This is a genomic window from Corynebacterium sp. MSK039, assembly GCF_030232315.1.
Classification (GTDB): Bacteria; Actinomycetota; Actinomycetes; order Mycobacteriales; family Mycobacteriaceae; genus Corynebacterium.
The window spans coordinates 45,087-60,725 of record NZ_JASPJL010000008.1; the positions used below are offsets into that span (position 1 = coordinate 45,087).

At 65.9% G+C, this 15,639-nt stretch carries 12 protein-coding genes; 4 read left to right on the forward strand and 8 right to left on the reverse strand.

Annotated features, from left to right (window positions below):
• Positions 1 to 387: 387 nt before the first annotated feature.
• Complete coding sequence (locus QP997_RS07000; RefSeq protein WP_284846674.1) at positions 388 to 1,467, reverse strand: nucleoside hydrolase; 1,080 nt, start codon at positions 1,465 to 1,467, stop codon at positions 388 to 390.
• Between the two features lie 319 nt (positions 1,468 to 1,786).
• On the opposite strand from QP997_RS07000, the gene QP997_RS07005 reads away from it, so the two are divergent.
• Positions 1,787 to 2,053 (forward strand): hypothetical protein, encoded by a 267-nt coding sequence (locus tag QP997_RS07005; protein WP_284846675.1) that lies wholly within the window; start codon positions 1,787 to 1,789, stop codon positions 2,051 to 2,053.
• 194 nt (positions 2,054 to 2,247) lie between these two features.
• On the opposite strand, the gene QP997_RS07015 is transcribed toward QP997_RS07005, so the two are convergent.
• From QP997_RS07015 to QP997_RS07025, 3 genes are all read right to left on the reverse strand, one after another.
• Positions 2,248 to 3,261 carry a ribokinase gene (locus QP997_RS07015; RefSeq protein ID WP_284846676.1) on the reverse strand — a complete coding sequence of 338 codons (1,014 nt, stop codon included), beginning with the start codon at positions 3,259 to 3,261 and terminating at the stop codon, positions 2,248 to 2,250.
• A 36-nt stretch (positions 3,262 to 3,297) separates the two neighbouring features.
• Positions 3,298 to 4,098, reverse strand: a complete 801-nt coding sequence (locus QP997_RS07020) for a hypothetical protein (protein ID WP_284846677.1) — start codon at positions 4,096 to 4,098, stop codon at positions 3,298 to 3,300.
• A gap of 95 nt (positions 4,099 to 4,193) precedes the next feature.
• Positions 4,194 to 4,832, reverse strand: coding sequence for an SdpI family protein (locus QP997_RS07025; protein ID WP_284846678.1), 639 nt, complete (start codon positions 4,830 to 4,832; stop codon positions 4,194 to 4,196).
• A gap of 40 nt (positions 4,833 to 4,872) precedes the next feature.
• On the opposite strand from QP997_RS07025, the gene leuS reads away from it, so the two are divergent.
• Positions 4,873 to 7,908 (forward strand): leucine--tRNA ligase, encoded by a 3,036-nt coding sequence (gene leuS / locus QP997_RS07030; RefSeq protein ID WP_284846679.1) that lies wholly within the window; start codon positions 4,873 to 4,875, stop codon positions 7,906 to 7,908.
• A gap of 116 nt (positions 7,909 to 8,024) precedes the next feature.
• Here leuS and QP997_RS07035 read toward each other — a convergent pair whose 3' ends face one another.
• From QP997_RS07035 to QP997_RS07050, 4 genes are all read right to left on the reverse strand, one after another.
• A complete protein-coding gene (locus QP997_RS07035) occupies positions 8,025 to 8,501 on the reverse strand; it encodes a hypothetical protein (protein WP_148811401.1) in 477 nt (158 codons plus the stop codon).
• Between the two features lie 110 nt (positions 8,502 to 8,611).
• Complete coding sequence (locus tag QP997_RS07040; RefSeq protein WP_284846680.1) at positions 8,612 to 9,829, reverse strand: universal stress protein; 1,218 nt, start codon at positions 9,827 to 9,829, stop codon at positions 8,612 to 8,614.
• 36 nt (positions 9,830 to 9,865) lie between these two features.
• Positions 9,866 to 10,336 carry a MarR family winged helix-turn-helix transcriptional regulator gene (locus QP997_RS07045; protein WP_070757888.1) on the reverse strand — a complete coding sequence of 157 codons (471 nt, stop codon included), beginning with the start codon at positions 10,334 to 10,336 and terminating at the stop codon, positions 9,866 to 9,868.
• Positions 10,337 to 10,495: 159 nt separating this feature from the next.
• The gene (locus QP997_RS07050; protein WP_070761715.1) at positions 10,496 to 11,623 is read right to left on the reverse strand and encodes an inositol-3-phosphate synthase; all 1,128 of its coding nucleotides are present in this window, start codon (positions 11,621 to 11,623) and stop codon (positions 10,496 to 10,498) included.
• 265 nt (positions 11,624 to 11,888) lie between these two features.
• Here QP997_RS07050 and QP997_RS07055 point away from each other — a divergent pair, with 265 nt between their 5' ends.
• Together QP997_RS07055 and QP997_RS07060 are read left to right on the forward strand one after the other, a co-directional pair.
• The gene (locus QP997_RS07055) at positions 11,889 to 14,129 is read left to right on the forward strand and encodes a transglycosylase domain-containing protein (RefSeq protein ID WP_284846681.1); all 2,241 of its coding nucleotides are present in this window, start codon (positions 11,889 to 11,891) and stop codon (positions 14,127 to 14,129) included.
• A complete protein-coding gene (locus tag QP997_RS07060; protein ID WP_284846682.1) occupies positions 14,130 to 15,638 on the forward strand; it encodes a glycosyltransferase family 87 protein in 1,509 nt (502 codons plus the stop codon).
• The last annotated feature ends 1 nt before the right edge of the window (position 15,639 follow it).

Consider the following 15,639-nt stretch of genomic DNA (forward strand, 5'->3'; position numbering starts at 1 on the left):
CTTGCGCGAATCCACCGGGTCGATGACCGGGGTCGCGGTGGCGGGGTTATTAGGCCCGCCTGAGCGGGGGGTGTTTGCGTTCATATATGCAGGATAAGTGGGCGATTCGTGCGAGTCCACACTTTTTCCTGTGATGTTGGCTGCACGTGCGCGCTGGTTGGTGCGGGAGGGTGCGAGCGAGCGCGTGCGCGGGCTCCCCGATTGTGTGTTTTGCAGAGTTTGTTGCCGGAAATCCGCCCAAAACCGACCTCAAACTCTGCAAAACGTGAAGGGGGTGCGGGGGGTGCGGGAGAGTGCGGGCGTGGGGACGTGTTAGCGCGCGGGCGTGGGGGTGCCCCGCTCGCGGGTGCGGGAGCCAGGCCCGCTCCCCCGGCCCCGCTCCCCGCGCTAGCCCCGGAAGCCGGTGTTACCGATGCGGGTCAGCGCATCAACCAGCAGATCCCAGAAGCGATCCACGTCCACGTCCACGCCGACGCGGTGGCGCACCGGCTCCACGTGCTCGCCATAGGTATCCATGCCCGCGCAGGCGTAATCATCCGTGCGGCACAGCGCGGAAGGATCGCCCGGCTGCTCAGCAGTCTGATCCTGCGCGCCCCAGGTGCGCCGCAGGTCAACCACGGTCATGCCGCGGGTGTACTCACCCTTGGTCTCCACGACGACCGGGGCCGCCACGGTGCGCAGCACCTCCGGGTCAGCCACCGCCGCAACGGCCAGCGGATCGTGCATCGGCGGCCCCGGGTAGCGGCGCTCCTTCATGTACGCGCCGCCGAAGAATTCCACGAGCTCCGCGATGAACTGCGCGACGTCCGTGCCCACGGCCTTGAGCTGCTCCATGCGGGACGGAACCGCGAGCACCTTGTGGGTGACGTCCAAACCAACCATCGTGACCGGCCATTCCGCGTCGAAGACGATCGCGGCGGCCTCCGGGTCGGCGAGGATGTTGAACTCCGCGGACGGGGTCATGTTGCCGGTGTGGTGCCCGCCGCCCATCAGCGTCACACCCGCCACGCGGGAGACGAGCTCCGGGTAACGGCGTGTGAACAGCCCAATGTTGGTCAGCGCGCCGGTCGGCACGAGCGTGACGGTGCCCGGCTCCTCCCGTTCGATGACCTGCGCGATCAGGTCGACCGCGTGAGTGTCCTCCAGCTCCACGCCAGCCTCCGGCAGCTGCGGGCCGTCGAGGCCGGACTCGCCGTGGATCTCATCCGGGATTAGTTGTGGCCCCACCAGCGGGCGGTGCGCACCAGCGGCGAAGGGCACGCCGGTGATCCCGCCGACGCGCGCGAGCGCCTGCGCGTTCTTGGTGACCTTCTCCAGGGTCTGGTTACCCGCGACAGTCGTGACCGCGAGCAGCTCGAGGTTCGGGTTTCCCCAGGCCAGGAGCATGGCGATGGCGTCGTCGTGGCCGGGGTCGCAGTCGAGGATGATCTTGCGGGGCTGGGTGTTATTGGCTGCAGAAGTGCTCATACCTCAAGTGTGCCACGCACACCTGGGAGGTAGCGGAGCGAAAGCTAGGATATTCCTCACGCACTTTCACGCCCCGCGCATACTCCGCGCCCGACCCTAGGAAGCCCCCTTGTTCGCAACGATCGCCCAGGCTGTTGGCCTTTTCGCCGTGACGAATATCGACGACATCATCGTCCTCTCGCTGCGCTCACTGTATTAAGGACTGAGGGAGTTGACGACGCAATTATTTGAAGAAGAGCTCAACGTTAGGTGCTCCCGACAAAGGTTTAGCGTAATCAAGTCACGGTTACTGAGGGCGTTGAAAAATAGTCCCATGGTAATGGAAATAATTGACTGCGTTCAAGGGGTTGACCGAGAGAATGAATATAATTTAGAGCTTCCGACGGGGGATGATGGAAGAAGTCCGGATGCGACTGAGGTTAATACGGTCACTATCTCATTCAGCGCGAGTGCCAATGTTTCAGATTTAGATGAACTGAGTGACGAAGTGTATAGCTGCGTGCTGTATGCGCTGAATAATTCTCAGACATTAGATTTTTTCAGCCTATTATCTCCCCTTGAAGATAAAAGGTATACAGGCGGTTAGATCGGCATTCTGCTTTGAGTATTTGGGGTAAGCAGATGGCGATTGGGATTGATTGGCTGTCGTCGCCGGTGCGGGTGCCTTCCTGCCGCCCAGCGCGATCCTCTATTTCGGTCTGATTCCGCTGGTCGATGGCCTGAAGGCTGCATGGAAGGTCTGGGCGTGGTGATCCTAGTCCAGGGCTACACTTTCGGCCTCTAGCTGCGGTTTTCCTGTTCCGCCGCCAGGTCGCGGATCTCTGCTTCCGTCGCGTACGACGCCGCCGCGCCGGCCTTCTGGGTCGCCAAGGATCCGGCCGCAACAGCCACGCGGGTGGCGTCCACCAGGGAGGAACCGGTGGCCACAGCCGCCGCGAGCGTGCCGCAGAACGCATCGCCGGCACCGGTGGTGTCCACGATGGTCTCCATCTGCGGGGCGGGCACGCGCGTGACCCCGTCCCCGTCGATGACGGCCGCGCCCGCCGGCCCCAGGGTGACCACGCAGGTGCGGGCGACGTCCTTGAGCGCGGCGAAGAGCTCCTCGGTGGGGGTTTCGCGGGGCAGCCCGGTGATGTCCGCGGCCTCCAGCTCGTTGAGGATGATTGGGTCGGACGCCGCGACCAGGTCGGCGTCCTTCGTCGTCACCGGGGCGAGGTTCAGGATCAGCCGGGCGCCGATGGCCTCGGCCAACGCGGGCAGCTCCGCGGAGTGCTCCGGGGTGAGCTCGCCTTGGGCCAGCACAACCGGGATGGGGCGCTCATCGGCCAGCTTCTTGGCCAGGTCCGTCAGCTCAGCCGGGCTGACCAGCTCATTGGCCCCGGAGGTGACGATGATGATGTTCTCGCCGGACGCGTCGTTCATGATGAACGCTTGGCCGGTGGGCTGGTTGGTGCGGGCGATGTGGGCGGTGTTCACGCCGTGCTCGTCGAGCTCCTTGATCGCCAGCAGCGCCAGCGGGTCGAGCGGCTGGCTGGGGTTATCAGCGCTGGTCTCCCCCACTGCGCCCAGCAGGATCGTCTCCACGCCCATGCGGGCGGAGGCGACGGCCTGGTTCGCGCCCTTGCCGCCGAGCCCCTGCAGGCCACGGCGGCCGATGATGGTCTCGCCGGGGTGCGGGAACTCATCGAGGCCAACGAAGGTGTCGACGTTGATGCTGCCGCACACGAGGACGGCAGGTGCCGCGTTGCTCTTCGCGTCGATGGGCGCGGTGCTCGGGGTCTTACCGGGGTTCATACCCCACAGTCTAGAAGACGCCGCGGACAACCTCTCTTAGCGACGTCGCAGTTCGTCCTCAATTGCGTCCAGCTGCATCGAGTTCCAGAAGGCCATGCGCTGGAGTGCTGCCGCCAGCCTGTTTTGTTCATTAATGCGGCGCTGCTCTTTTGCACGCAGAGCATTTACTCGCTCTATGTCTTCGTTGTGGGCGCGCACTGCGGCGTCGATGTCGTAGGCGCCCCCGCTGGCTAGAACATCGATGATGTCCTGCACAGTCTCCGGGGTTCGTGATGCGCCGGTGAAGATATCGAAAGCCTTATTCCGCTGGGCTAGCGGAGCGCCTTGGTCCTGAAGGGCCTCTTGTTTCTGAGCGATCTTCGCGATCGTTTGCTGCTTAGACTTCTCCTGCTCAGCAATTTTTTCAGCGAAGATGGTGCGCAGTGAGATTTTGCCCGCCAGGTAGGCCAGCGCAGTAAGGATAAGAAAGACCACGGTCATCGTGATGCCACTCTTCATGCCGTACTTGAACATGAAGCCGAGACCGAGCGCCTCAACGACCAACAGCGGGCTGATCTTACCCGGGAACAGGCCGAGAAATAACGCAACACTACCCATGATGGCGATGATTACCAGCGACCGGTGGACGGTGTACATCGCTGTGGCGGACGTGATTACACCTACGAAGACGGCGTAGAAAGGGAACCGCCGTTCTGCGACCTTAAGGGGGTTCCACTGCGCGAGGGCGTTCTTCTTTCTCTCGAGATCGCTGAAGCGTCGCTCGAGAGCGTACTGCTTCTGTAGCGAGAAGAGTTTGTTGATTTCAGCCTGGGTGTTCGGATGATACGCACTGGCCATGGGCGGAATTTTACCTAAAGCGCTCAAGCGTCGGACGGGGGAAACGCGCGACAGCAGGGGTCTAAGTGCGAATGATCCCCCGCAGAAAAGCTCCCCTAGCGGCGGTCCTGCTCCGCCACCGCGCGGCGGGCCGCATCCAGATCCAGCGCAGGCTTCGCCGCCGCCTGCTGCGCGCCCTGCCCAGCACCAGTACCAGCGCCAGCACCGGCACCCTGACCAGCGTCGAAGGCTGCTCCCCCGCCCTCACATGCGCCATTCAGCGAGCAGCTACCGCACGCATTCCCCGACGCACATTCCTCCGCCGTCGGCTCACAACCGCCGGCCGAGGCGTCGTCGTTGGAAGAAGAACCAGAAGAACAGCAACCCTCAGCGGCCCGGGCCTCCTCGGCCTCCTGACCACGCAGGTGCTCCAGGCGAGCCATCGTGGACGCCGCCATCGCAGAACCCATCCCAATCAGGAACAGTGCCCCCACGATCAACAGCGCGAAGACCAGCCACATCCAGCCGCCGATCCCCGTCGTCAGCAGCGCAGACCCCAGCAGCGCCGCACCCGCACCCATCCACGCCGGGCCCGCGATCTTGTGCGCCAAAACCCAGTTCTCGGGGGACTTCCGAACCTCCGGGATACGCAGCCCAACCACCCCGTTACCAGGCAGTTTCTCCATAAACCCGAGCAGCCCCACCGTCAGGACAGCGAGGGCGAGAATAACCAGCAGGATGGTGAGCACGATCATGCGGTTCAGTCTATTACCCCGTCTACTAGAATGACCAACCATGAACACCCCAGCTGACACGTCCGACCAGACCCCGTACCGCTACTCCCCCGCGCTCGCCGCGGATATCGAGCAGCGGTGGCAAAAGCACTGGGCCGAACACGGCACCTTCAACGCCCCCAACCCCGTCGGCGACCTCGCCACCGACGGGCAGAAGCTGCCGGAAGACCGCATCTTCGTGCAGGACATGTTCCCCTACCCCTCCGGTGCCGGGCTGCACGTCGGCCACCCGCTGGGCTACATCGCCACCGATGTCTACGCCCGCTTCCAGCGCATGACCGGCAAGAACGTGCTTCACACCTTGGGCTACGACGCCTTCGGCCTGCCCGCCGAGCAGTACGCCGTCCAGACCGGCACCCACCCGCGCACCACCACCATGGCGAATATCGAGAATATGGAGCGCCAGCTGGGCCGGTTGGGGCTCGGCCACGATAAGCGCCGCGCCGTCGCCACCACCGACCGCGAGTTTTACCGCTGGACCCAGTGGATCTTCCTCAAGATCTACAACTCCTGGTTCGACCCGGAGGCCGACCCCGCGCCGGGCTACCCAGCCAAGCTGAAGGGCCGCGCCCGCCCGATCTCCGAGCTCATCCCGAAGCTCGAGGCCGAGCACGCCGACTGGGCCGAGAAGACCGAGGCCGAGCGCCAGGAGATCATCGACGGCTACCGCCTGGTCTACCGCTCCAACTCCACCGTCAACTGGTGCCCGGGCCTGGGCACCGTGCTGGCGAACGAGGAGGTCACCGCCGAGGGCCGCTCCGAGCGCGGCAACTTCCCGGTCTTCCGCAAGAACCTCCAGCAGTGGATGATGCGCATCACCGCCTACTCCGACCGCCTGCTCGAGGACCTGGAGTTCCTCGACTGGCCGGAGAAGGTCAAGTCCATGCAGCGCAACTGGATCGGCCGTTCCCGCGGCGCGCAGCTCGCGTTTTCTTCCGCCGCGGGCCCGATCGAGGTCTTCACCACCCGCCCGGACACCCTCTTCGGTGCGACGTACATGGTGCTCGCCCCTGAGCACGAGCTCGTCGACACCCTCGTTTCCGCAGCTGAGGACGCCGCCGGCTCCCCGCAGGCCGCCTACGCCGACGCCGATGAGCGCTGGACCTTCGGCAAGAACAGCCCGTCCGAGGCCGTCGCCGCTTACCGCGCGTCCATCGCCGCGAAGTCCGACCTGGAGCGCCAGGAGAACAAGGAAAAGACCGGTGTGTTCACCGGCGCCTATGCCACCAACCCGGTCAATGGCGAGCAGGTGCCCGTCTTCATCGCGGACTACGTCCTCATGGGCTACGGCACCGGCGCCATCATGGCGGTCCCGGCCCACGACGAGCGCGACTTCGACTTCGCCACCGCTTTCGGCCTGCCGATCCGCGAGGTCGTCGCCGGCGGCGAGAAGGGCGAGGACGGCCAGCTCACCGCCGCGTACACCGAGTCCGGCAAGGCCGTGAACAGCGCAAACACCGAGGGTCTGGACATCAACGGCCTCGCCCTGGCAGAGGCGAAGGCCACCACCACCGAGTGGCTCGAGGAGAAGGGCTACGGCCACGGCAAGGTGCAGTTCAAGCTGCGCGACTGGCTGTTCGCTCGCCAGCGTTACTGGGGCGAGCCCTTCCCCATCGTCTACGACGCCGACGGTGTCGCCCACCCGCTGCCGGAGGATATGCTCCCGGTGGAGCTGCCGGAGGTCGAGGACTACAAGCCGGTCGCCTTCGACCCGGAGGACCAGGACACCGAGCCGCAGCCCCCGCTGGCCAAGGCCCGCGAGTGGATCGAGGTCGAGCTGGACCTCGGCGATGGCCGCGGCACCCAGACCTACTACCGCGACGCGAACGTCATGCCGCAGTGGGCCGGTTCCTCCTGGTACCAGCTGCGCTACATCGACCCCAATAACGATCACGCGCTGGTAGACATCGACAACGAGCGCTACTGGGTCGGCCCGCGCGAGGGCAACCCGTCCGGTGGGGTGGACCTGTACGTCGGCGGTGTGGAGCACGCGGTGCTGCACCTGCTGTACTCCCGCTTCTGGCACAAGGTGCTCTTCGACCTGGGCGTGGTCAGCTCCTTCGAGCCCTACCACCGCCTGTTCAACCAGGGCTACATCCAGGCCTACGCCTACACCGACTCCCGCGGTGTGTACATGCCGGCCGCGGAGGTCGTGGAGCGCGACGGCGCATTCGTGCACGTCAACCCGGAGACCGGGGCGGAAACCCCGGTCCAGCAGGAGTACGGGAAGATGGGCAAGTCCCTGAAGAACTCCGTCTCCCCGGACGAGATCTGCGATAACTACGGTGCGGACACCCTGCGCGTCTACGAGATGTCCATGGGTCCGCTGGATACCTCCCGCCCGTGGGCGACGAAGGACGTCGTCGGCGCGCAGCGTTTCCTGCAGCGTGCCTGGCGCCTGGTCGTGGACGAAACGTCCGGCAAGGCGGTCGTCGATGAGGACGTCAACACGCTGGCCTCGCTGCCGGATGAGGACCGCCGTGCGGTGAACCGCGCGCTGGCGGGTGTCCACGAGGACTACACCAACCTGCACAACAACACGGCCGTCGCGAAGCTGATCGAGCTGGTGAACTACCTGACGAAGCAGTACGGCGCGGCAGGTGCCGGTGGCGCCCAGGGTGCCGCGGCGGATGCTGCGGTGCCGCGCGCGGCGGCGGAGGCGCTGGCGCTGATGCTCGCACCGGTGGCCCCGCACCTGGCCGAGGAGCTGTGGCAGGCACTGGGTGGTGCGGAGGCCTCGGGTCTGCTGGCTGGCGGTGCCGGTCAGGAGTCTGGCCTGACCCAGGACGAGGCCTCCGTGGCCTTCGTGCCGTACCCGGCGTGGGAAGAGGACTGGCTGGTCGACGACCAGATCGAGATGCCGGTTCAGATCATGGGCAAGGTTCGCGCCCGCATCATGGTCGCCGCGGATGCCTCCCGGGAGGACCTGGAGGCCGCGGCGCTGGCTGATGAGACCGTGCAGGGCCACATCGAGGGCAAGACGGTGCAGAAGGTCATCGTCGTGCCGGGCCGCATGATCAATATCGTGGCGAAGTAAGGCGAAAGGCCGCCCGGGGAGGGGACCGGGCGGCCTGGGGCTGGGGGGTGCGCTGGAGCTTTGCCTTTCGGGACCCGTTGGGATGGGCCCCGTTGGGACGTGGGGAGCGCTGAGTTTTAGGCGTTGAGGATCAGCATCGCCGCGCTGTTGACCGACCAGCCGATCGCCACGGGCATGATGAACCAGATCACCGCGATCCACGGGCGCCAGCGCTGGTGGCGCTTCCACTTGTAGTAGCAGATATACGCCGCGCCGAAGAGCCCGAAAAAGCACACCAGAGCTGGGGCGATGTGGAAGAACAGCCGGAAGCCCTCGGTGCACAACCAGGCGGAGGAATCGGCATCGCAATAGGGGCCGCCCACGATGCGGGAGATGATTGCCGTGCCCAATGCCAGGACGGCAGCGATGCCCGGGACGGCACAGAAGTAGATGATCGCCTGCTTCGTTGAGCGGTTATTGCGCTCCAGGCGGGCGAGGGGATCGGCCTCGTAATCGAGTTCGGTGAGCTTCGGGCGGCCTGCGGTCTGCGGCGGAAGGTCCTCCGGCGGCAGCTCGGCGCGATTCTCCGGGTGCCCCGGGCCTAACGTACTCACGATTACCCTCTCCTTCGGTGAAACTCCTGGTAGCTCCCAACCTTAAGAGATCCCGGCCACAAAGCTAAACCCCGCTGCCACACTCGAGCGGGGAAGACCAACGCGGCCAACTAGACTGTGCTGAGGAATACCGGCACCGGCACGTGCCGCAGGATCTGGTTCGTGGATGGGCCGATGAACACTCGGTTGAAATCGCCCAACACGCTGGAGCCCATGACCATCAGGTCGCCCTTGCGCCACTTGATCGCGCCGACCGCCTCCTCCCAGCTCGCGCCGATGCCGGTCTTCGTGGTGACCTCCAGATCCGGGTGGCGGGACAGCGCTCGCTTACGGCCGCGCTCCAGCAGCTCCTTGGCCTGCACCTGCCAAGCCTCCGCCAACAGGGCTGCGGCACCGCTAGCACCAGCACCGCCGGCACCTGCAGCAGCCACGGCGTCACCGAAGGCCACCTGCGTGGGATCCAACGAGACCCCGGCGGGGGAGAAGGCCACCAGCCGCAGCGGCACGTCCCACCGCCGCGCGAGATCCGAGGCATGGCGCAGTGCCTGTTGGGACTGCTCGGTATCCACATAAGCGCAGTTCACGCGCGTCGGCCCGGCCTTGGAGAAGTCCAGGTTCCGCGGCACGAGCATCAGCGGCAGCGGGGAGCAGTGCAGCAGCGCATCCGCGGTGGAGCCCATCCGGTAGCGCCCGTCCGGCGAATCCGCCTGCGAACCCAGCAGAATCACATCCGCCCCGAACTCCTCACCGGCCTCGATGAGTCGGCTGGTCTCGGAGTGGTCGCTGTAGACCATCGCGAGCTGCTCTTCGTCCAGCATTTTCTCGGGCACCCCGGCGGCCAGCAGCGCGGCACGCGCGGACTCGCCCGCCGCAGCCATTTCTGCCTCCAGCCAGGTATTGAAGGCCTCCCGGGCCGCAGTGAAGCTGGTGGGGCTGGCGGACCCGGCGACCGGCGCGCCCAGCGCCTCAGCCGCGCCCACCCCGGCCCCCGGCGTGCCGTGGCTACCGCTGGTGTCCGGGCTGGTGGGGTAGAGGTCCGAGCTGGCGGTGGGGTAGAGGTCCGCCTGATCCGCCGCCGCGGCGGGGGCATCCGTCTGCGGCCAGGTCTGGGAGATCACCGTCGCGGTGCGCACGACCAGCGGGTTCTCCTGCGCGAGCCAGGCGACGGTGCGCGCCAAGTCCTCGCCCACGCTCCCGGCATGCGGCGGCCACGCAACCAGCACGCGCAGCGCCCGGTTCACACGCGGCGCGATCACCGGCTTCGCGAGCGTCGGCGGGCGGAAGGCCTTCTTAGCGGTGCGGGACTTCTTCGTCTTCTTCGGTGCCACAGCGTTGAGCTCCCCGTCCCAATTCAGCTTTTAGCGCTACTTCGCGGGATCGGCTGGAGTAGCGCTCTCGTCATCCTCAGAGTACCGCTCCAGGATGGTGTCGATGACCGGGATGAAAGCGTCCACGGTCTGCAGCTCTTCCTCGCTGAGGTTCTCCAGCATGCTGGCGAGCTGGATGCTGCGCGCCCCCTCCTGGTTGTGCAGCTCCTCCCGCCCCTTGTCGGTGAGCTGAACGCGCACGCCGCGGCGGTCGCTGACGTCCCGAACGCGGTGGACCAGCCCCATCGTCTCGAGCTGGTTGACGGCGTTGGACGCCGTCGGCATGCGGATGGACTCCATCGCAGCAATCTGAGAAATGCGCATGGGACCCTCGCTGTCCAGGATCATCATGATCGACAGCTGGGCCTGCGAGATGTTCGACTGCTCCGTCTTACGGAAGTACAGCAGGTAGAGACGCGTGAGGCTCGGGCGAAGATCCCGGGCAATGTCCATTTTTGAACGTGGCATATAGATCAATCTACCTGAGTGTTGGCCGTACAAAACTATCGACTACCAGATATTCCCCTATCACGGGGAAAACACCCCCGGGGGGCTCGTGTAGGCCCCCGGGGGCAGCGGTAGGTGAATCCGGCTGGGCGGAAGCCCTAGCCGAGAAGCTGAGGCGGTTTAGGCGATCCCGCCGGAGATGAACTCCTCCAGCTGGGTGCGCGCCACATCGTCCGGCAGCTGCGTCGGAGGGGACTTCATCAGGTAGCTGGACGCCGCCTCAACCGGCCCAGCAACGCCGCGGTCCAGGGCGATCTTCGCCGCGCGAACAGCATCGATGATGATGCCCGCGGAGTTCGGGGAGTCCCACACCTCGAGCTTGTACTCCAGGTTCAGCGGCACCTCACCGAAGGCGGAGCCCTCCAGGCGCACGTAGGCCCACTTCCGGTCATCCAGCCAGCCCACGTAGTCCGACGGCCCGATGTGCACGTTCTTGTCGTGTACCTTGCCCGCCAGCGGGGAGGTCTTCAGGTTGGACGTCACCGCCTGCGTCTTGGAGATCTTCTTCGACTCCAGACGCTCGCGCTCCAGCATGTTCTTGAAGTCCATGTTGCCGCCGACGTTCAGCTGCATCGTGCGGTCCAAGCGCACGCCGCGCTCCTCGAAGAGGTGGGCGAGAACGCGGTGGGTGATCGTGGCGCCGACCTGGGACTTGATGTCATCGCCGATGATCGGCAGGCCCGCGTCGCGGAACTTCTGTGCCCACTCCGGGTCGGAGGCGATGAACACCGGCAGGGCGTTGACGAACGCGCAGCCAGCGTCGATGGCGCACTGCGCGTAGAAGCGGTCCGCTTCCTCAGAGCCGACCGGCAGGTAGCTGACGACGACGTCCGCCTTCGCCTTCTTCAGCTCAGCGACGACGTCCACCGGCTCCACCGAGGACTCCTCGATCGACTCCTGGTAGTAACGGCCCAGGCCGTCGTGGGTTGGGCCGCGCTTGACCTCGACGCCGAGGTGCGGGATGTCCGCGATCTTGATCGTCTGGTTCTGGCCGGAGTACAGCGCCTCGGAGACGTCCTTGCCGACCTTGTCCGCGTCGACGTCGAAACCGGCGACGACCTTGACGTCCGCGACGTGGTAGTCACCGAAAACGGTGTGCATCAGGCCCGGGATCTCAGCATCCGGGGCGGCGTCCTTATAAAACTCAAGACCCTCAACCAGGGAGGTGGCGCAGTTGCCGAGGCCGACGATCGCGATGTTGACCGTGCGGCCCTCGGCCGCTGCAGGGGAAGTCGAATTATTGCTCATAGCTGAACAACTTAAGGCCGCTGACCTTGGCGATTGGGGTGCTTAAGGCGGTTGACCGATCAAGAGCCGCCAGTAAACCGATCAAGTGCTGGCCCGGGGCGACGTCCTAAACGGTAGGGGAGGGGGCCGAGAGAGCAGGACATTCCGAGAAAGCGCGGGCCACGCGGATGGGAAGGAAGTTAACCCCTGTGGCGAAAGTGGCGCGCGAAAGGTGCAAACCACGGGGGCGACCGCGTAAAGTAATGAAAATCGACTGCCCTTTTCAATGAGGAGACATAGCTCGTTGAGTAAGAACACTCAGCCGCCGCGCCGCAAGAACAACGCCGCGAAGCCAGGCCCGAAGAAGAACGGGTCCGGCTCCGGGCGCTCTGTCCGCAGCGGTAACTACGTCGCGCGGGCACGCAAGAAGAACCACTGGCGCGATAGCGAATTCCGCAAGAAAGTCCTGGTGGGCTTCACCGCGCTCATCGCGGTCGCCATCATCGTGCCCGTCGTGGCCTTCTTCACCGCCTACTCCGTGACCAAGGTCCCGGAGCCAGAGGAGCTGGTCAACAACCAGGTCTCCTACATCATGGCCTCCGATAACGAGACCGAGCTCGCGCGCATCATCCCGCCCGAGGGCAACCGCACCAACGTGGACGTCTCCGACATCCCGGAGCACGTGCGCGAGGCCGTCCTCGCCGCAGAGGACCGGGACTTCTACGACAACCCCGGCTTCTCCCTGACCGGCTTCGGCCGCGCCGCGCTCGGCCAGCTCACCGGCAACAGCAGCGCCGGCGGTGGCTCCACCATCACGCAGCAGTACGTGAAAAACGCCATGGTCGGCGATGAGCTCAGCATCTCCCGTAAGGCCAAGGAGCTGGTGATTTCCTCCAAGATGGCCCGCGAGTGGTCCAAGGACGAGATCCTCGGCGCCTACCTCAACACCATCTACTTCGGGCGCAACGCCTACGGCATCAACTCCGCCGCGCACGCCTACTTCAACAAGGACGTCAAGGACCTCACCGTGGAGGAAGGCGCGGTGCTCGCCGCGTCCATCCAGTCCCCGAGCGTGCTTGACCCGTGGACCAACCGCGAGCGCGCGGAATCCCGCTGGAACTACGTGCTCGACGGCATGCTCGGCATGGGCTCCATCACCCAGGAGCAGCGCGACACCGCGGAATACCCGAAGGCCCAGGACCCGGCCAAGGCAGGGCAGGTGCACCAGGCTAAGGGCACCAACGGGCTCATCAAGCAGGCAGTCATCCGCGAGCTTGAGGAAGCCGGCATCAACGAAAACCAGGTCAACACCGGGGGCCTGAAGATCACCACCACGATCGACCCGAAGGTCCAGCAGGCGGTCGTCGACGAGGTGCACCAGCAGTTCGAGGGCGCGATGGAGGGCATCCGCGGGGCGGTCGTCTCCATTGACCCGAAGACCGGCGGAGTGCGCGGCTACTACGGTGGCGACGACCCGGTCGGCTGGGACTACGCCAATGCGCCGATGCAGACTGGCTCGACGTTCAAGATCTTCGGCCTCGCCGCCTACCTGGACCAGGGCGGATCGATCTACGACAACTTCGACTCCTCCCCGGTGACCACCGGCCAGACCGAGGTCACGAACGTCGGTGGCGAATCCTGCGGCAGCTGCTCCATCGCGCAGGCCCTGAAGATGTCCCTGAACACCTCCTTCATTCGCCTGACCCGCTCCCTCGACGGGGGCGCGCAGGCCGTGGCTGACATGGCCCACCGCCTGGGCGTGGCCGAGGAGCTGCCGGGCTTCGGCAAGACCCTGCAGGAAAACGGCGGCACCCCGTACGAGGGCATCGTCCTGGGCCAGTACCAGTCCCGCCCGCTGGACATGGCCGCTGGCCTGGCGACCCTCTCCAACGAGGGTGTCTTCCACCGCCCGCACTTCGTGGAGAAGGTGGAGAACTCCAATGGTGAGGTCCTGCTCGACAACACCGACCCGGAGGGCGACCAGGTGATCGACAAGGAGATCGCCAACGCCGTCATCGAGGCGATGGGCCCGATCGCGGCCTACTCCAACGGCAACGCCCTGGCCAATGGCCGCCCGTCCGCTGCGAAGACCGGTACCGCCCAGCTCGGTGACACCGGCCAGAACAAGGACGCCTGGATGATCGGCTCCACCCCGCAGCTGGCCACCGCCGTGTGGATCGGCACCGTGGACAACCGCCCGCTGGTCAACCAGTGGGGCGGGACCATGTACGGCTCCGGCATGCCGTCCACCATCTGGAAGAACGTGATGGACCGCTCCCTGGTCGACGACCCGATCGAGAACTGGGGCTCCGGCGGCGAGGCTGCGGCCGGCGTTCCGGACAACGGTGGCTACGTCGCGCCGGAGAACCCGCAGCCGGAGCCGGAGCAGGAACAGCCATCGCAGGAAGCCCCGGCTCCGCAGCCGGAGCCGGCCACGCCACCGCGCCAGGGTGGCGGGAACACCGGTGGCGGGGGAGCCCCGCCGCCGCCGGACCTCGGCCAGATCATCGACGATCTCTTGGGCTAAATGGCCAACCGTGACCGTCACGCGGTGGCGCCCCGGTGGAACCCGCAGCTAGCGATCCTCGCGACTGCGGGTTTCTTCCTCATTCTCGGCTGGTTGCAGAAGGCCCCGTGCCTGCGCGGCAACGTCAATGCTGAGGGCCAGGCTCACCTGGACTGGTCGGGCCGACCGCAGTACACCGCGGCCTGTTACTCGGACCAGATCCCGCTGTTCGGCGGCCGGGGCCTGGATACCCTGACCGTCCCGTACTTCCAGTCCATCACCACCGATGGGGTGGAGCGGTGGATGGAGTACCCGGTGCTCTCCGGGTTCTATCAATACTTCGCCGCGGCACTCGCCCGGCCGGTGCATGCCGCGTGGGATTCCCTGGGCCTGCCGCCGGTTCCCGCCTCCGTGGTCTTCTTCGCCGTCTCCTCCATTGGTCTGGCCCTGTGCTGGCTGATCGGGGTAGCGCTGCTGACCCGCCTGGTGGGCGCGCGCACCTGGGACGCGATGCTCATGGCCGCCTCCCCGCTGGTGATCGTCCACGCGTTCACGAACTTCGACCTGCTCTCCATCGTCTTCGCAGTGGGCTGCCTGGCCGCGTGGGCGAATCACAAGCCCCTGCTCGCGGGCGTGCTCGGCGGGCTCGGGGTGGCCGCGAAGCTCTGGCCCGCATTCATCCTGGGGGCGCTGCTGTTGCTGTGCCTGAAGACCCGCGCGTGGCGCGAGCTGGGCCGCATGCTGGGTGGCGCGATCGGCAGCTGGGCGCTGCTCAACGCCCCGGTGATGATCGCCGCGCCCCGCGGTTGGGGCGAGTTCTTCCGCCTGAACTCCGTGCGCGGCTACGAAGGATCGACGATCTACGCGGTCATTGCCCACGTCACCGGCAAGGAGGCCTGGGACGGCGGCTCGCCCTCGAAGGCCATCGAGGGCGTGGAGATGCTCAATTACATCACCACCGGGTTGCTGCTCGCCGCCCTCGTCGCCCTGGGTTGGTTCGTTGTCTTTTATTTGAGGACGACGCCCCGGGTCGCGCAGGTCGCCTTCCTCGCGGTGCTTGCCTTCCTGCTGACCAACAAGGTGTGGAGCCCGCAGTACTCGATCTGGCTGGTGCCGCTGATCGCCTTGGCGCTGCCCCGTTGGCGGCTGTACTTCATCTGGGCCGCCATCGAGGCCGGCTACTGGTACCTGCGGATGTGGCAGTTCCTCCCCGCCGAGGAGGCGGCGCCGAACTGGCTGGTCGACAGCGTGACGGTGCTGCGCCTGGGCCTGCTGGTCGCGATGGCGGTGATCGTCATCCGCGACATGCTGCAGACCGACGGGCGCCTGACCGCGCCGGGCAGGCAGGGCGACCTGGTGCGCGCCGCGCATTCGGGAGCAGACCCGCTGGCGGGTATCCTGGCGGCTAAGGAGCCGGGCGCGAGGCGGTTGACGTCGAAAAAAAGAAAGCGGCGCAACCACGGCGAAGAAGAAGCCCGCTGGGAAGAACCGCAGCGAAGCCGCGCCCGCAACGGACTAAGGGAGAGTTAGA